The sequence below is a fragment of the Pseudomonas sp. SAR267 genome (genome assembly GCF_052077595.1).
GTDB lineage: Bacteria > Pseudomonadota > Gammaproteobacteria > Pseudomonadales > Pseudomonadaceae > Aquipseudomonas > Aquipseudomonas vlassakiae.
In genome coordinates this window covers 212,388-227,678 of the sequence record NZ_JBQIHU010000001.1, presented here as the reverse complement: position 1 = coordinate 227,678, position 15,291 = coordinate 212,388, and the positions used below count along the sequence as shown (strand labels likewise).

Genomic DNA, 15,291 nt, shown 5'->3' with positions numbered 1-15,291 from the left:
TATGGCGCGAAAAAAAGATTACAAGGCTGTCCTGCCATCTGTTGTCAAAGGCTTTGATGCTGTTGAGGATAGCCTCATTGTTGATTTGCCTCTGAATCCGAGATATCACAGGCAGATTGATCACTCTCAGTACATGGGATTTGGCTTTGATGCTTGGGCTGCTCAAAGTATATTCGTCATCAGAGCGCTTTTGCATGGTGGTAATTTTTCAGTTTCCACGCTCATAGGGTATTCTGTCAATGGTCTAAGGTTATTTATAAGCTTCTTGCGCAGCAGTAATTTAGAGGCTTTTCCTGCCGCGCCGAACAATTTAACCAAGCGCCATCTGGAATGCTTCATTTCATGGTTGAAATTAAAGTACCCCCACGGGTCTACTGCTAAAAATTACTATACAAGCTTTAAGTCTTTGGTTATAGCGCTCGCAGATTATGGGTTTATCGAGGTCGATTTGGACGACCTCTTGCCGCCCGGAGCATTCCCGAATAATGCTGAAAGGACAAAGGATGCAAGTCCGCTGTCGATGGGGGAAATGCAGAGATTATTGAGCGCCCTAAAGGTTGATTTAATTGCCATTCATAAAGATCAGTTTCTAGGTAATGGGGCGGAGGCTATGACAGTGATGCTGCTGATAATTGCGGCAAGGTCTGGTATTAATACGACGCCCCTATTGGAGATGTCTAGGGATGCTATGATGCCTCATCCTTTTGTGCCGAACTTGAGGGTGATAAATACTGTGAAGCGCCGGGGTAATGGGGCGCAGATTAAAGTAATGCGTCAGAATAATTTGATTGACAAGTACAACGCTATCCCTCTCGATGGGGTGGCCGTACTCAATAAAGCGCTCGAAATTAGCAAGCCGCTTGTCGCTCTTGCGTCTGCTGAAATAAGTTCGTGTGTTTGGTTGTATCGCTCGGGGCAGCGTGGATGTGAAAACAAGGTTGTGACGTTGAGGGCAGGAGCCGTGTATATTTCAACTAAAAATATATGTGAGCGGCACGGGCTGAAAAGTGACAAAGGGGAGCGTCTTCACGTAACTCTCAGTCGGCTACGTAAGACTATGGAGAGCCGATTGTGGAAACTAAGCGGCGGCGACATTCTCGAAGTGTCTTCCGTAATGGGGCATAGTCCCGCTGTGGCTGATAACCATTATTTGAAAATGAATGATGAAATTAAGATGGAGGGAGCTGCTTTTGTTGGCGAATGTTTCACTGATAAGCTGCGTGGTATCAGTGTAACGCCAACTCCTCCAGGTGGTTGCAAGGATACGCTTTATGGCGCCAAGGCGCCGAAGGACGGGATAAGCCATTGTGAAGAATTCATCCATTGCCTAGGGTGTCCGAGTTATGCCATCGTAGGTGCTCTGGATGATTTGTACCGTCTTTTCAGTTATCAGTACTTTCTACAAATTGAACTTGGCTATTTCCTTGCAGATGAATGGGAAAGCTGGCGTAAACGCCAACGAGCCTACATTAAATTGGTAGATGAGTTTACCTCGCACAAATTCGATTCTGCCCTTGTTGGTCAGGCAAAGTCGAAAGCTCGGGTTTCTCCGCATCCGTTCTGGGCAACGAAGATCAAGTATTTGAGAAAGAAAGCCGGCGGTTTAATATGAACATTAGGAATAGCAATGCACTATTGAAAGCCTATGATGTTCTGGTTGCACAGCCTGTTAGTGCTCATGGCTTAAGTGAATCAGAGCGTCAACAAATTGTGATAAGTGCCATCATGAGTGACACCGGTGAGACGTTGATTTTGAGCAGGCTCGGCGATGCTCAGTGGGATCTACGTCCATTTTTCGATCAGGCTAACGTTTCCAAATGCTTCAAATTTATTGTTTGGGATACAGCTTTGCCGGAAACTCTTATTGATGATTGTAAGGCAGTAGTTTACGCATGGTTTAAAAGAGGGCTGCCTAGCTCTAAACCTCCGATTGCTCGGGGCATTACTACCCTCGCTGCGGCGAGCGTGATGCCATTTTTACGCTGGCTCAAAGACCTTGGGATTTCAAGATTCAATGATGTTCGCCCCCTTCATATCAGTAATTATGTCCATTATTGCAAAAATGAGCTCAAATTACGAGCGCTAACGTTGTACGGACGCTTGCGGATTATCGACTTTCTCTGGGTCTTTTCATCTGAAATGACTTATCCACTCCAGCAAGATCCGTGGGGTGGTTCTACGCTATGGCGTGTTAGCGGTATTGGTAAATCCACAGGGATTAAGTCTGCGGATAAAGGTGTTGGGCGGACGAGCATCATACCTCCGGATGATCAGGCCAAAATCTTCAATCATTGTGAGAGTGTTTTATCGGAGGCGGATGCGGAGCTTGCCGTAAACGGCATCGGTTACATACCCTGTAATGAGAAGGCTTTCATTCGTGTTAGAGATGCGGTGCTTTACATAGTTTCGATCACAAGTGGTATGCGCAATGATGAAGCCATTGGCATTGAGGTTTATAAGTGGCGGAGGGAGTACAAAAGTGGCGTGCTGTTTTGCTGGGTATCAACTATCGAGCATAAAACCGGTAAAGGACTAGTGGAGTATCTCGTTCCAGAGCTTACGCTGCACGCCTTGAATGTACTTGTGCGATATTCCGCTGGCATAAGAAAGGAACTTGAACAGGGGATTCGCGCGCTCGAACAAAATCTGAGCCCAAACGATCCTGCCGAACATTTATTACGACTGGAAAAAGCTCGGAGGGATTCTAAGAAGCTTTTTCTAGCCCGTTATACCCATGATGGTAGGACTGGATCTAGGAGTGTTGGTGCGCTTAGTGGGGGAGGCTCGAATCAGGCCTTTGATCGCACTGCAAAAGCCGCTGGCAGCGATTGGCCTCTTCGCACCCACCAGTGCCGGCGTACTTACGCAAGGTGCTTCGTCGAGTCGCGTATGGGGCGTACTTCTCTAATTTGGCTTAAGTGGCAGTTCAAGCACAGCAGTATGAGCATGACGCAGCTTTATGCTTCCAATCCGCAGCAGGATATGGCTCTTTTTGATGAGATCATGCAGCAAATGACCGAGTTTAAAATTGACTTAATTGAGTCATGGTTGGATGATCAGCCGCTAGCAGGTGGGGCAGCTGAAAAGATTGTCGAGTTGCGGGCGATACCTATCAAGGATAGAACAGCCCTGCTTGCTCAAACTGCTCCACATGCAAATATCCGTGCGACTGGCCACGGCTGGTGCATAGCGACGGAGCGGGGATGCGGAGGGGCTGGCCTTTACGAGGCAACCCGTTGTCCAGGATGCAAAAATTCGGTGATTGATGAGTTTTTTGCGAGTACCTGGCAAGACATCTACAGCCAGCAACTGGAACTGATAAAGATAGTCGATGCAGGCCCCGCCGTTAGGCAGCGAGCAGAACGGGATTTACAGGTAGCGCTAGGAGTCATTAACAGCCTTGGTCTTGCTCCGCTGAACGAGGACATCGAGGAGGCGGCCAATGAGCGCTAAGGACGTTCGAGCCCGTTCAAGATCTAAAACTCTCGAAACGCTCGAAAAGGTTATCGATGGCTTGGTCGCAAAGAACGAGAAAATTACCATCGCCTCCGTCGCCCGAGCAGCGAATGTTACCCCTGGCCTAGTCCATAATACCTATCCAGCGGTGGCAGAGAGGATTCGCACTCTCATGGGCAAGTCTGTGCGCGCCCAACGTGACTCCAAACACCAGGCACTCATGAATGAAAAGGAAAAAAACAGGGAGCTTCGTGCCGAAAATGAGCAGTTGATGACGGAGCTTGCTCGCCTGGCCTCGGTAAACCAGCGACTGATCTTTGAGGTTGCCGAGTTAAAAGCGTTGGCCAGTGGAAAGCTTACTGCGCTGAACTCGAAACCTAGAAAGTAGGGCCGACCTGCTAAGGATGCTCCGATCAACTTGTCGTGCAGCCGCGGCAAGTTGCAATTTTCCAGGCACCTACAGCGTCATTGGACGAAAAGTGACCGAAAAATCATGTACGGAGAGCTTTTTCGACCGGTTCTCCGTGTTAAACGCGAACCTCACCCATACCCATGAGCTGTTTTCGAACCCTCCACAGGTTTGCCAGGGCGAACAGCGTGGTCAACTGAGCCGTGTTTTTCATCAGCCCACGAAAACGTACTTTCACGTAACCAAACTGCCGCTTGATCACGCGAAACGGATGCTCGACCTTGGCCCGTGTCTGAGCCTTGCAGAACTCGATCTTGCGCTTGGCTTTGTACAGTACGCTGCGCTGGTTCAGCTTGGAATAGGTGCTGCGACGCGCTGCAATCTGCCAGATCACCCCCCGATTTTCATGCTCTTCGCGCCTTTCGACACCGGTGTAACCGGCATCTGCATACACGGCGTTTTCTTCGCCATGCAGCAGTTCAGCCACCTGCGTGACATCGGCCACATTGGCAGCGGTGCCATGGACGTGATGCACCAGGCCGGACTCGACATCGGCACCGATGTGCGCCTTCATCCCGAAGAAATACTGACCGCCTTTCTTGGTCTGGTGCATCTCGGGATCACGCTTGCCTTCTTTATTTTTGGTCGAGCTGGGGGCATGAATAATGGTGGCATCGACGATGGTGCCTTGGCGCAGCGACAGGCCTTTTTCCTGCAGATAACCATTGATGACCGCAAGGATTGCCGGTGCGAGCTGATGCTTCTCCAGCAAGTGCCGGAAGTTCATGATCGTGGTGTCTTCGGGGATTGGCGCGCTCAGCGTCAGGCGTGCGAACTGGCGCATGGGCGTGATTTCGTAGAGCGCTTCTTCCATGGCCGGGTCGCTCAGGGAGAACCAGTTCTGCAACAGATGGATGCGCAGCATGGTTTCCAGAGGATAGGGTTTTCTACCGCCGCCGGCCTTGGGGTAGAACGGTTCGATCAGCTCCAGCAGGCCTGCCCAGGGCACCACCTGATCCATTTCGGCGAGGAAGCGCTCTCGGCGGGTTTGCTTGCGCTTGCCGGCGTACTCAAAGTCGGAAAAGCTCATCTGGCTCATGGGCGGCTCGGATCAGGTGTTGCGGGGATTCTCGCATAACTGAAGGCTTGTTCGGAGATTCCCTAGGGTTTATCTGCATTGTTGGCGCTGATGGAAAATTGACCCACCCTGCCGATTGAAATTTGACCCAGGGCGGATTGCTGATTTTGTTACCAGCAACTGTGGATAAGTCTACCAGCGCAGCTGCTTTTGAACCCACTCCCTCGCTGTCCCAGTTCAGCTGTTGAAGACCTGCCACACGCAGCCATGTAGCAGGCCGTCGTCGCCATGAAATCAGAACGGCTCATCGTCCTCCGGTTCTTGGCCGCCCTTACGCTTTCGCTCCCGTGATTTGATCTTGGCCTGGGCCGCCAAGCTACTGTGTTGCAGGCGATAGGACTCGTTACCGGTTTCGACGATGTGGCAGTGGTGGGTCAGCCGATCCAGCAGGGCGGTGGTCATCTTGGCGTCGCCGAACACGCTCGACCATTCGGCGAAGCTCAGGTTGGTGGTGATCACCACGCTGGTGTGTTCGTACAGCTTGGACAGCAGGTGAAACAGCAACGCACCGCCAGCCTGGCTGAACGGCAGATAACCCAGTTCGTCGAGGATGACCAGATCCATGCGCAGCAGTGCCTGGGCGATCCGCCCGGCTTTGCCGTCGTGTTTTTCGCGCTCCAGCAGATTGACCAGATCGACCGTGGAGTAGAAGCGCACGCGCTTGCCATGCCGGGTGATGCCGGACACGGCCAGCGCGGTGGCTAGGTGGGTTTTACCGGTGCCTGGCCCACCGATCAGCACCACGTTCTGCGCGGTGTCGGTAAAGGCCAGGCTGGCCAGCTCGCTGATCAGGCGTGCGTCGGCGCTAGAGGTGTTGAAATCGAAGCTGGCCAGATCGCGGTGCATCGGCAGCTTGGCCATGTTCATCTGGTGGCTCACCGAGCGCATGGCGCGATCTGTGTGCTCTTGTTCCAGCAGGTGTTCGAGCAGCCACTTGGACGAGGCTGTGTTCGACTCACCCTGTGCAGTTAACTCCGCCCAGGCCGTGGCCATGCCGTGCAGGCGCAGCTCCTTGAGTTCCGCCATCAAATCACGCATGACCGACCTCCTCGGCCTGGCCACGCAGGCGGTCGTAGCGCGCCGTGTTAGCGACGGGGGCTTCCTTGAGCGACAAGTGGGTTTCGACGCTGGGTGGTGGTTCGGTCGCGGCCAGCCGTGCCACGACATTGAGGATGTGTTCGGCGCTCAGGCTGCCGCTCTCCAGTACCAGCTCAACGGCTACCAGCACGGCATCGAGTCCGGCGACCGGTACGGCAGCCAGGACTTGCGCCATGATCCGGTCACCGCCGGCATGACGCCCCAGACCGTGCTTAAGCTGACGCAGCGGCGCTGGCAGATCAGCAAAGGGCGCTCCGTTGCGCAGCGCACCGGGCTTGCGTTCGATCAGCGGGAGGTAGTGCTGCCAGTCATAGCTGACCTGGTCGCGATCCAGCAAGCGGACATGGCTGGCAATCAGCGCATCATCGGCCACCACCTCGATTCGCGTCGGATACAAACGGCTGCTGACCCACTTACCCGCGTACTCACATGGCACCGAGTAGCGGTTGCGCCCGACGCTGACCAGGCAGGTGCTGGAGACCCGCGCAGGCCGCTCGACGTAACCGTCGAATGGCGCTGGCACAGGCATCAGTTCAGCGCGCTCCAACTCCAGCACTTCGGCTACACTCAGCCCGCTGTATTGAGGGTGCGTCAGCTCGTTCCAAAGCGCGCGGCAGCGCTGGCCCAGCCAGGCATTGAGTTCCTCGAAGGAGTGAAAATGACAGTCCTGGGCGTCTAGCCAGATGCGCCTACGGCTGTCTTGCACGTTCTTTTCAACGATGCCCTTTTCCCAACCAGCGGCGACGTTGCAGAAGTCCGGATCGAACAGGTAATGCGCGCACATCACCGCAAAGCGCGCATTCACCGCCCGGCCTTTGCCCTTATTGACCTTGTCGACGGCGGTCTTCATGTTGTCGTAGATGCCCCGGCGCGGCACGCCGCCCAAGGCGCCGAACGAGCGTGTATGGGCGTCAAATAACATCTCATGGCCCTGGCTCGGATACGCCACAAGCCAGAACGCACGGCTGGCACACAGCTTCAGATGTGCCACCTGCATACGCCGGTAAATGCCGCCGACCAGCAAGCCTTCCTCGCTCCAGTCAAACTGAAACGCCTCGCCAAGAGCAAAGGTCAGCGGCACAAAGGCCTGCGACGCCTTGCCCTGTCCCCCTCGCCAGGCACGGATAAACGCGGTGAGCTGGCTGTAGCCACCGTCATAGCCTTCGGCTTTGATTTGCGCCAACAGCGCCTTGGCACTGCGCCGCTGTTGCTTGGGCCGCAGCGAATCGGCTTTTAGCGCCTGCTCCAGCGTGGCGTGAAAAGGGCTGAGTTTGTTGAAGATCGCGCGGCGTTGGTACACCGGCTGCTTGGCCTCAGGTGCTCTGACCCACTTGCGAATCGTGTTGCGCGCCAACCCGGTGCGCTTGGCTATCTCATGCAGCGACAGCTTGTCGCGGAAATACATCCGGCGGATTTTGCCCATCATTTCCATACTGATCACCCTGTGTTCTCCTGCTCAAAAATTGAGCAGGAGCAGTTGAACACCTGGGTCAGTTTTCAGTCGGCAGAACAGCCTCTACTGGGTCAGTTTTCGGTCAGCGGCAACAATCTGCATTGTACCTTCCAAAGCTGGTCAATTCGGGTTGTGTAGCTTGGACTCAAAAAATCTCGTTTCACGGCCCATTCGGGAGTGGGGGGCACACGGGCCGTACGCATTGTGCCTCGGCCCCACCTTGCGTTGATCTGATCCATCACCTCCATAATCTTCAGCGAGGCAGCAGGCGGTGCGCTGGCAAAGAGGTCAGCGGTGTATTCGCCAGGCTGGCAAATATCTAACAGAAGAACCTCTGCTTTCATGAAGGCAAAACCAGGTTGGTAAATTAGCTCCAATCCGTGGAGCGCGGCCTTGGTGATCTCTCGAGTGTCGTTGGATGGCGACAACAATTCGCAGCCAATACCCTTTGCGAATTTTGGCTCGGTCGGGTTGAACATGCCTGTCCGAATGCTCACCTGCACCCGCCGACAGACCGACCCCTGCTCGCGCAATTTTTCCGCCGCACGAGCGGCATACGTGGCCACGGCTTCGCGTATTGGCGGCAATTCACGTAAGCGTGTCCCGAAAGTCCTGCTACAGCAGATCTCTTGTTTCTGCGCAGTTGCTTCCTCCAGTTCTAGGCAGGCCAAACCACGTAACTCTCTGGCTGTTTTCTCCACGACTACATTGAATTTTTTCCGAAGCATCCAGTGATCAGCTTGGGCTAAGTCCCAGGCCGTGCGAATCTTCATGGCCTGCAGATGGTCATTCATGCGCCGTCCAATGCCCCATACATCCCCCACTTCGCAAGCCTTCAGCAACCGATCACGCCTTTCCGGATCTCGAATGTCCAGCACGCCGCAGGTGTGCTTCATCCACTTTTTGGCTCCATGGTTAGCAAGCTTGGCCAAGGTCTTCGAACTGGCAATTCCGATGCCCACCGGGATGCCGGTGCAGCGCATAATTCGATCTTTGATCTGGTGAGCATAGGTGGGTAGATCATCCTGCAGGCCAGTCAGGTCGGCAAATGCCTCATCAATGCTGTATACCTCTGTCGTGGGCGCCATCTGCTCAATGATGGCCATGACCCGGCTGCTGATGTCGCCGTACAGCGCGTAATTACTGGAGAACGCGACGATGCCATGCTTATGTAAAAGGTTTTTCACCATGAAATATGGATCGCCCATTTTCACGAAGGCCTTAGCCTCAGCACTGCGGGCGATCACATTTCCATCGTTGCTGGAAAGGACGACGATGGGGGTTCTGGCCAGGTCGGGTCTGAAGACTCTCTCGCAGCTGGCATAAAAGGAGTTGCAGTCGATCAGACTGATGGCTCGGTCAGTGCTTTCCATCGGCTGACCATTTGTGTGTTTGGATGGAGGCGGAGGCACGCATAGATGGATGGCAACCCTTAATCTGTGTATTTATACAGTATTCTAGTCATGCCCTTGCACAGCCGCTAGGGGGGCGCGATGTCTGGTCGGTTCTTACGATTGACCTAGATTGGCCGTTGACTGACACGGGCTGACAGTTACTAAAAATTTTGTTCTCGCTCCGAGTGCGATCCTCTGCATTAGACCAGGTCCGGGGAAGCTTCAGCATTCACCGCTAATTCCTGCTTCAACACGAGCTAATAGCGCGCCGAGACTGCCCCCGATTGCAGCAAGAAGCCTTCGGCCAAGATACTTAATGGGTGCATGCCCATGATGTCTACGATTGAGGTCAGCTTGCTGACGGTTGATCGAATCCAGCTCTGCCGGCATTCGTGTGCTTGGCTGCGAACCTGTTTTCACCAGCTTCCCTTTGAAAGGTTGATACGTATGTCCCCTTCCTCTCAACTGATGCAAAGCCATGCCCGGCAACCGGTCGTCTTTTATTCGCGGATCAGGCGCTCGCCTTTGGGACGCAGAAGGTAACGAATACCTGGATGCGATTTCCGGTGTGGCCGCTACCGACCTCGGCCACTCGCATCCGGTAATCACGGCACACAACCGCAGTTAGTACGGGTTGCTTCGGGATCAGAAGCGTCTTGGTGGCATAGGCCAGCGAAAACGTTGTCACCGTGCAGCCATTCACTGTGCTTGATGGAGGGCGCGAACAATGAGCACCAGTACCGCAACGTCTGTAATGGCACCACTTATGCTGCGGCCTTCATTACCACCGCCGTTCGGTGATCCAACGAAGCATTTGGCTGGTGAGCACCGCACCAAGGTTCGCAAGATCCGGCACGCAACCGAGTTGGAGGCAGCCGAGTATGCGGGGGTCATGCTGCGAAAGCTCATCGACCGGGCGTTGGATCCGGCGACTGACCCTGTGTTGGCAACGAAAATTCCGTTCCAGTTGCTGGAGCGTGGCATCGGCCGTGTGCGTGACGCCGAGTCGGACGAACCGAAGAAGCAAGGCCCCGAAAGTGATCTGCTCAACTTTTTGACAGCCATTTCGAGCTTTAGCAAGGCAGGGCTGGGGCACACGCCACCACCGGCTATCGAACGCGATGTGACAGACCTGGCTCAGGGACGATACTTGGACGTGGACTTGGAACAGTTCAAGGAGAGTGACGATGACGACCGAGACTGATGCCAGCAAACTTTTGAACACCATGTGCGATGAAAGCAAAGATAGGGTGATTCGCCTGCATGCGGCCCGGCAACTGGTCGCAATGAACGACCCACGCATGGTTTACGACTACCTCGGCGTAGACGACAGGCTACTGACCGGGTTCAAGAAAGACGCAGGCGGTGTAGTCGATTCAGATGTACGTCGCCAGTTGGCGTCAGCCATCGAGTCTGGCAACTCAGTGCGGCAGGGTGGGTCATAGCTAGCTGCAGGCATCCGATTGTGTCTTGCTCCGCCACAGGGCTACTATCGGCGTGCCAATTTGATACTACTCAAGGAAAATGCAATGCCGAAGGAAGCGCTGTTTAAGGTAGGGGACCTGGTGCGAATCAAGTCTGGTGGGCCGGTGATGACTGTCAAGACTGTCTTTGATCAGAGCAACTCATTCGACTGCCAGTGGTTCGCTGGCAAAAAACTGGAGGTCGGTCGCTTCCCTAGTGAGTCACTGGTACCGGTCGAGGAAGAACAGAAGTGACCACTGATGCCAAGTCGGTCTCCGACTGGATGTTGGCACAGGTTGAGAAGGACGGGTGTCTTTACCAAGACGATGTAGTAGATCACATCGTCAGGGCCAAGGTCGAAGAGCTACTTCGCGAGAACAGCGAGGGCAATCTTGTCCTGGGCACCACTGTGCTGAACGCCTTCAAGAAGCTGACCCCTGACTCTGTAGTTTGGGTCGGGCCGGACAAGTACTGGAGGTGGCGGGTTGCTGAGGACGAGCCAGGGCGCAACGCACGCGGCTGACATCAGATAATCCACAATGCGGGCGCCTTTTCTGGCGCCCATTTCGCTTACGCCGGGCGCAGCATTCGGGACGGCGATTGTCCCTGACCTGCACCACCGCTATCATAGCTGGCCATGTGCCACGGATAGAGCGAAGGGGTTGCAATGGCGGGTTTGTGGGAGCCGGTTGGTGGGGTGTATTGGAGCGTACCCCCGCCCTTAGTGGTGCCGGAGGAAAGTTGGCCGATTCCGGCCATAGTCGCTTGTGCCTTGGTCGCAGCCGTCTTGGCCATCATGTCACTACATATCTACAGGAAACGCAAAGAACCGGAATGGCAGCTGCGCCAGCACATGCTGCAACTTGGTGGAGTTGCGACTCTGGTCTACCTTTTCAGCTTCCTTGCTCTCGTATGGGATCGTCTCGGCTCCCTGCTCTCCATGCCGCTGAATGAGCTGGGTGACTTCTACGCTGGTGCTTTCGGCCCTGTTGGGTTCCTTTGGCTGGTCTTGGGGTATCTGCAACAGGCTGAAGGGTTGAGGCTGAGCACAAAAGCACTGAGTATTCAGGCGACCGAATTGCAGCAGAGCACCCAGGCGTTGAAGCTTCAGGCACAGGAACTGAAAAACTCTGTCGAACAGCAGACGATCATGGCTGCGGCAGCTACCAAGCAAATCGAAGCACAACAGCAAGCGCTACAGTTGCAGATTGAAGATCGCGAACAATTGTTAGTAGCCGACTTTTCGATGGAGGTAGCAAATTCAGTTCAATCGGAGTCGGATGATGAGATAATGCCGTATGCCCTCACGCTTTCAAATCAAGGTCAGGATGCGTGGAACGTCAGAATAAACTTCGACGACACAGTAAAGGGAGGGAAAAACGTCTCCCTCGGCTCTATTAAGGCCGGTGGCTCCAAGAACTTTTCAGTAAGGTTTCCGATAGTTGGCGATGGAATAAAAGGCACTTGCCAAGTCTACTATGGGGATAAATACGGAAATGGGAGAACCCAGTCGTTTACCTATCTGTACTCCCCTCTCGATTATGGTTTAATTATCGATAGGGTCAGGGTCGTGCCGCTTATTCCGCCAATGTTTGTGACAGCATCAATCGTTGAAGACTAGGTATGGCGCTCGGAGAGGCATCCCTGCCCACCTGTGCCCGAAGCCCGCATTTCCCTCGACCGCCGCGCTTGCCGCTGGGTTTGCGCGGCATTGCCTGGTGAATCTGCTGCGAGAACCACGTCTGGTCCTTGACCGGTTTCTTGCTGGAGTCCGGTCTTTTATCGCTCATTGCCTTCTACCCCAGTTGTTGTGCCGGATTGGCACAATTCGTCATCGTCGTTGGTCGGTAGCATGGTGAGTGGCCAGCCGAAAAACTCAGCCCTCAGCCCCTGTACCACTTCGTCAATCGTCAGTCCATGATCGTCAGCCCATAGACCGGCCCGAATGCCGCGCAGGACAGCACGACGCTGGAGTTTCAGCTTCTCGTTCCGGCCTAACTCGACATCACGCTGCAGGCCTGCAAGGCCCTGCATGATCCGGTCGCCGCACGTGGCTCGCCGCGTGGGGATGATTGAACTATCCATGGTCACCCTTCAGAACCCGAACCGTGGTGCGTCAGCTGCGCGCATCTGCTCAAACATTTCGTCGAACTCGGCATTACTCATCTGCGAGATTTAAAACCAGCTCACCTCCGCAAGACGAGCTCCCGCTACAGCCAGCAGCTCCTTTGGATGGTCACGAAATACGGCTTTCAGCGGTGGGGTGGACTTGGGCTTATGCTGCACAGTGACAAAGTCTGGGGACTCGGCAACCTTCTCGCGGATGTACCAGCCGATTAGCAGCAGGACAGCACTGGCCACAAATGGAATCCGCCAGCCCCAGGTGAGCATGTCCTGCTCTGGGAGCTGAGCCACTGCACCCATGGCCAGCGACGACAAGATGAGCCCAGGCGCAACACCGGTTTGAGGCAGGCTGCCGAACAACCCTTTTTTGCCTTCAGGTGCATGCTAAACCGTAAACAGCACCGCACCGCCCTATTCACTGCCAACTGCTACGCTGGCAATGCCAGCATACGCCGCGTTGCCAAAAACATCGTGAAGAAGGTGCCTCGTGGTCGTAGAGACGTGCTTTACAAGCTCATCGACGCCAAGTCGCTGCTCGGGCAAACCCGCTACATCAAAATGAATCTTGATGAACAGACACGACGGCGACTCGCTGCTCATGACTGACAGCTTCGGCTTCACGACGGTGCGCTACGCAATGGTCACCAAAATTAATTCGAGAAATCTGGATTAAAGAGCGTCAGCAAAGAACGATGTAGCTGTCTCCTGCTAACAACTCCGTTCATTGACGCGACGCCAACCGGTAAATCAGCTTCGCATAGTCCCCCTCAAGCTGAGGAGCGGGATCCGGGTAATAGAGAAATGTCCCATCCGTTAGGGTGAAGCGTATGGCCCCCCATTTCAGGCATTGTGCTATCTCTGAAAGGTCGTCCATCTGCCAGTTTTGGCTCCCATTCAACCAAGCAGGGGATACCAGTTGGAGGGACTCCATCCGATTTTCGCCCTGCTCTATCTCCATCCAGCTGATGAGCGAATGCACGGAGTCGATGAACACCATCGTACGGGTTTCAAACCCATTCTCGAAGACAATCAGCGAGGCGTGAAACCAGGGTGATACCTGAGGCTTCAGCATGACGTGCCACCCACGCTGGCCAGGTTCAAGAAGCGCAGCCAGGCCTTTGACTTCAGCCCTGCTGTCAGACACGAACATAAGAATGCCTCAAAATGAACAGTATACTGTGTAGCGATATACTATTCAAAACGGCTTCATCGTTCCTTTTGCGGATTGAGCAAATGGAACTGAAAAAGGCATTTGGGAAGGTGTTCCGCTGGTACCGGACCAAGAAGGGACTTAGCCAGGAGGATTTTTCTGACGTGAGCGGTCGCACCTATATCAGCACCTTGGAACGCGGGATTCATTCCCCAACCATCGAGAGGCTGGAAACCCTAGCGCCCATTTTAGACATCCACCCCATCACCTTACTGGTGTGCACGTACGCGGAGCGAGACGGTGTGTCAGCAGAGGCTTTGCTACAGAGAGTTCGCGAAGAGATCAACCTCATGGGTTCTCCATGAAGACGAATAGCTGCATCGCATGCTCATGGTCGGTGAATTCTGCTATCGATGGGTGCTACAGTGTAGTGGTCAACAATTCCCGGACACAGAATTGAGTTTTTCTTCCGCCACCGCCGGCGGTACGAAGCCGTTGTGCTGATGCGGCCTTATCCAGTTGTACCGCTGCATGAGGTAACGGCCGATGTCCTGCTCGGCCAACGCTGTCGTCATGTAACCCACTGTCGGCACCCACTCCGTTTTCAGGCTACGAAACAGCCGCTCCATGGGCGAATTGTCGTAACAATTTCCCCTTCGGCTCATGCTCTGGGTCATCCGATAGCGCCAGAGCCGCTGGCGGAAGCTACGGCTGCCATATTGGCTGCCCTGGTCGCTGTGAAACAGCACGCCTTGTGGTCTGCCACGCATCTCGTAAGCCCTGTCGAGCGCTTTGACGACCAGTTCCGCATCAGGCTTGGCGGACATCGCCCAACCCACCACTCTGCGGCTGCACAAGTCCAAGACCACCGCCAGATAGCTCCATCGACCCTCTGCCCAGATATACGTGATGTCGCCACACCAGACCTTGTTTGGCGCAGCCACGGTGAACTTGCGATCAAGCACATTGGGAATGTCGGGGCGCTCGACCGTGGCCTTCTTGTACGCATGAGAGCCGGGCTGTTTGCTGATCAGTCCTTGTTCCTTCATCAATCTTCTGACTCTGAAACGCCCGACGTTAACGCCTTCATCCCGCAGCATGGCAACCAGACTGCGACTGCCCGCTGAGCCACGACTTTGGTTGAACAGCTCGTTGACACGACTGCGTAGGTTCACTCGGCGGACATCGATATGACGCCGCCGGGCCAAGTGGGCGTAATAACAAGACCGGGGTAGCTCGAAGACTGAACACAACAGTTGAACAGGGTAGTGCTTTGCCAACTGCCGAATCGACTTCAACGTCTGCGCCCGTGTTCCTCGGCCATCAAGAGCGCAGTGGCCTCCTTTAATATTTTCTTCTCAAGCTCCAGCCGGTTGATACGGGCCTGAAGCTCCTGAATGGTCTGCTGCTCCGGCGTGAGCGCCTTGGCAGTGGGCGTAACGCCCCCGCGCTCCAGCTGCAACTGGGTAACCCAGCGGCGCAATAAGCTCTCACCTACATCGAGAGATCTGGCGGCCTCGGGACAACTGTAGCCCTGGTCGAGCACCAGGCTGGCAGCCTCACGCTTGAAAGTCGGGGTGAAAGTACGTCGTTGTCTGCTCATCG

18 protein-coding genes and 1 pseudogene are annotated in these 15,291 nt (G+C 54.6%); 11 read left to right on the top strand and 8 right to left on the bottom strand.

Annotation, left to right across the window (positions count from 1 at the left end; genetic code table 11):
* The first annotated feature begins 1 nt into the window (after position 1).
* Genes ACTORR_RS01230 through ACTORR_RS01220 form a run of 3 tightly spaced genes read left to right on the top strand, consistent with a single transcriptional unit; the run spans position 2 to position 3,844 of the window.
* Positions 2-1,612 (top strand): hypothetical protein, encoded by a 1,611-nt coding sequence (locus ACTORR_RS01230; RefSeq protein ID WP_441343458.1) that lies wholly within the window; start codon positions 2-4, stop codon positions 1,610-1,612.
* Complete coding sequence (locus ACTORR_RS01225; RefSeq protein ID WP_441343457.1) at positions 1,609-3,453, top strand: site-specific integrase; 1,845 nt, start codon at positions 1,609-1,611, stop codon at positions 3,451-3,453. Before ACTORR_RS01230 ends, ACTORR_RS01225 begins: the two co-directional genes overlap by 4 nt.
* Positions 3,443-3,844 (top strand): TetR family transcriptional regulator, encoded by a 402-nt coding sequence (locus ACTORR_RS01220; RefSeq protein WP_441343456.1) that lies wholly within the window; start codon positions 3,443-3,445, stop codon positions 3,842-3,844. Before ACTORR_RS01225 ends, ACTORR_RS01220 begins: the two co-directional genes overlap by 11 nt.
* A 139-nt stretch (positions 3,845-3,983) precedes the next feature.
* Here ACTORR_RS01220 and ACTORR_RS01215 read toward each other — a convergent pair whose 3' ends face one another.
* From ACTORR_RS01215 to umuC, 4 genes are all read right to left on the bottom strand, one after another.
* The gene (locus ACTORR_RS01215; protein WP_014003920.1) at positions 3,984-4,964 is read right to left on the bottom strand and encodes an IS5-like element ISPa41 family transposase; all 981 of its coding nucleotides are present in this window, start codon (positions 4,962-4,964) and stop codon (positions 3,984-3,986) included.
* A 273-nt stretch (positions 4,965-5,237) separates the two neighbouring features.
* Positions 5,238-6,041, bottom strand: a complete 804-nt coding sequence (istB, locus tag ACTORR_RS01210) for an IS21-like element ISPst3 family helper ATPase IstB (protein WP_160468540.1) — start codon at positions 6,039-6,041, stop codon at positions 5,238-5,240.
* A complete protein-coding gene (istA, locus tag ACTORR_RS01205) occupies positions 6,034-7,533 on the bottom strand; it encodes an IS21-like element ISPst3 family transposase (RefSeq protein WP_153575526.1) in 1,500 nt (499 codons plus the stop codon). The genes istB and istA overlap by 8 nt, the downstream gene beginning before the upstream one ends.
* A gap of 92 nt (positions 7,534-7,625) precedes the next feature.
* Complete coding sequence (gene umuC / locus ACTORR_RS01200) at positions 7,626-8,927, bottom strand: translesion error-prone DNA polymerase V subunit UmuC (RefSeq protein WP_441343455.1); 1,302 nt, start codon at positions 8,925-8,927, stop codon at positions 7,626-7,628.
* 499 nt (positions 8,928-9,426) lie between these two features.
* Here umuC and ACTORR_RS01195 point away from each other — a divergent pair, with 499 nt between their 5' ends.
* From ACTORR_RS01195 to ACTORR_RS01170, 6 genes are all read left to right on the top strand, one after another.
* On the top strand, positions 9,427-9,576 hold the full coding sequence (locus tag ACTORR_RS01195) for an aminotransferase class III-fold pyridoxal phosphate-dependent enzyme (protein WP_441343454.1): 150 nt from the start codon (positions 9,427-9,429) through the stop codon (positions 9,574-9,576).
* Positions 9,577-9,675: 99 nt separating this feature from the next.
* Positions 9,676-10,152, top strand: a complete 477-nt coding sequence (locus ACTORR_RS01190; protein ID WP_441343453.1) for a hypothetical protein — start codon at positions 9,676-9,678, stop codon at positions 10,150-10,152.
* Positions 10,136-10,393 (top strand): hypothetical protein, encoded by a 258-nt coding sequence (locus ACTORR_RS01185; protein WP_441343452.1) that lies wholly within the window; start codon positions 10,136-10,138, stop codon positions 10,391-10,393. Before ACTORR_RS01190 ends, ACTORR_RS01185 begins: the two co-directional genes overlap by 17 nt.
* An 84-nt stretch (positions 10,394-10,477) precedes the next feature.
* Positions 10,478-10,666: a YodC family protein gene (locus ACTORR_RS01180; protein WP_441343451.1), complete on the top strand. Its 189-nt coding sequence runs from the start codon at positions 10,478-10,480 to the stop codon at positions 10,664-10,666.
* Positions 10,663-10,935 (top strand): DUF6953 family protein, encoded by a 273-nt coding sequence (locus ACTORR_RS01175; protein ID WP_441343450.1) that lies wholly within the window; start codon positions 10,663-10,665, stop codon positions 10,933-10,935. The genes ACTORR_RS01180 and ACTORR_RS01175 overlap by 4 nt, the downstream gene beginning before the upstream one ends.
* Positions 10,936-11,079: 144 nt before the next feature.
* Complete coding sequence (locus ACTORR_RS01170; RefSeq protein ID WP_441343449.1) at positions 11,080-12,033, top strand: hypothetical protein; 954 nt, start codon at positions 11,080-11,082, stop codon at positions 12,031-12,033.
* Positions 12,034-12,191: 158 nt separating this feature from the next.
* Here ACTORR_RS01170 and ACTORR_RS01165 read toward each other — a convergent pair whose 3' ends face one another.
* Both ACTORR_RS01165 and ACTORR_RS01160 read right to left on the bottom strand, forming a co-directional pair.
* The gene (locus ACTORR_RS01165) at positions 12,192-12,497 is read right to left on the bottom strand and encodes a hypothetical protein (RefSeq protein WP_441343448.1); all 306 of its coding nucleotides are present in this window, start codon (positions 12,495-12,497) and stop codon (positions 12,192-12,194) included.
* 90 nt (positions 12,498-12,587) lie between these two features.
* Positions 12,588-12,905 (bottom strand): annotated as a pseudogene (locus tag ACTORR_RS01160) (MFS transporter); the annotation flags it as partial.
* 12 nt (positions 12,906-12,917) lie between these two features.
* Between ACTORR_RS01160 and ACTORR_RS01155 the strand changes: the two are divergent.
* On the top strand, positions 12,918-13,142 hold the full coding sequence (locus ACTORR_RS01155; RefSeq protein ID WP_441343447.1) for a hypothetical protein: 225 nt from the start codon (positions 12,918-12,920) through the stop codon (positions 13,140-13,142).
* A gap of 115 nt (positions 13,143-13,257) precedes the next feature.
* On the opposite strand, the gene ACTORR_RS01150 is transcribed toward ACTORR_RS01155, so the two are convergent.
* Complete coding sequence (locus tag ACTORR_RS01150) at positions 13,258-13,686, bottom strand: hypothetical protein (protein ID WP_441343446.1); 429 nt, start codon at positions 13,684-13,686, stop codon at positions 13,258-13,260.
* Between the two features lie 83 nt (positions 13,687-13,769).
* Between ACTORR_RS01150 and ACTORR_RS01145 the strand changes: the two genes are divergently transcribed.
* Positions 13,770-14,051 carry a helix-turn-helix domain-containing protein gene (locus ACTORR_RS01145; protein WP_441343445.1) on the top strand — a complete coding sequence of 94 codons (282 nt, stop codon included), beginning with the start codon at positions 13,770-13,772 and terminating at the stop codon, positions 14,049-14,051.
* Between the two features lie 69 nt (positions 14,052-14,120).
* On the opposite strand, the gene ACTORR_RS01140 is transcribed toward ACTORR_RS01145, so the two are convergent.
* Positions 14,121-15,289 (bottom strand): IS3 family transposase gene (locus tag ACTORR_RS01140; protein ID WP_441343407.1). Its coding sequence is split into 2 segments (ribosomal slippage): positions 14,121-15,028 and positions 15,028-15,289, totalling 1,170 coding nucleotides; the frame shifts between segments, so codons are not numbered across the junction.
* Between the last annotated feature and the right edge of the window lie 2 nt (positions 15,290-15,291).

Coding starts and splice junctions, on each gene's coding strand:
- umuC (WP_441343455.1), bottom strand. CDS start 8,927: ATGGAAAGCACTGACCGAGCCATCAGTCTGATCGACTGCAACTCCTTT.
- ACTORR_RS01150 (WP_441343446.1), bottom strand. CDS start 13,686: ATGTTCGTGTCTGACAGCAGGGCTGAAGTCAAAGGCCTGGCTGCGCTT.
- istB (WP_160468540.1), bottom strand. CDS start 6,041: ATGCGTGATTTGATGGCGGAACTCAAGGAGCTGCGCCTGCACGGCATG.
- ACTORR_RS01190 (WP_441343453.1), top strand. CDS start 9,676: ATGAGCACCAGTACCGCAACGTCTGTAATGGCACCACTTATGCTGCGG.
- ACTORR_RS01165 (WP_441343448.1), bottom strand. CDS start 12,497: ATGGATAGTTCAATCATCCCCACGCGGCGAGCCACGTGCGGCGACCGG.
- ACTORR_RS01145 (WP_441343445.1), top strand. CDS start 13,770: ATGGAACTGAAAAAGGCATTTGGGAAGGTGTTCCGCTGGTACCGGACC.
- ACTORR_RS01195 (WP_441343454.1), top strand. CDS start 9,427: ATGCCCGGCAACCGGTCGTCTTTTATTCGCGGATCAGGCGCTCGCCTT.
- ACTORR_RS01225 (WP_441343457.1), top strand. CDS start 1,609: ATGAACATTAGGAATAGCAATGCACTATTGAAAGCCTATGATGTTCTG.
- ACTORR_RS01220 (WP_441343456.1), top strand. CDS start 3,443: ATGAGCGCTAAGGACGTTCGAGCCCGTTCAAGATCTAAAACTCTCGAA.
- ACTORR_RS01170 (WP_441343449.1), top strand. CDS start 11,080: ATGGCGGGTTTGTGGGAGCCGGTTGGTGGGGTGTATTGGAGCGTACCC.
- ACTORR_RS01180 (WP_441343451.1), top strand. CDS start 10,478: ATGCCGAAGGAAGCGCTGTTTAAGGTAGGGGACCTGGTGCGAATCAAG.
- ACTORR_RS01230 (WP_441343458.1), top strand. CDS start 2: ATGGCGCGAAAAAAAGATTACAAGGCTGTCCTGCCATCTGTTGTCAAA.
- ACTORR_RS01155 (WP_441343447.1), top strand. CDS start 12,918: ATGCTAAACCGTAAACAGCACCGCACCGCCCTATTCACTGCCAACTGC.
- ACTORR_RS01185 (WP_441343452.1), top strand. CDS start 10,136: ATGACGACCGAGACTGATGCCAGCAAACTTTTGAACACCATGTGCGAT.
- istA (WP_153575526.1), bottom strand. CDS start 7,533: ATGGAAATGATGGGCAAAATCCGCCGGATGTATTTCCGCGACAAGCTG.
- ACTORR_RS01215 (WP_014003920.1), bottom strand. CDS start 4,964: ATGAGCCAGATGAGCTTTTCCGACTTTGAGTACGCCGGCAAGCGCAAG.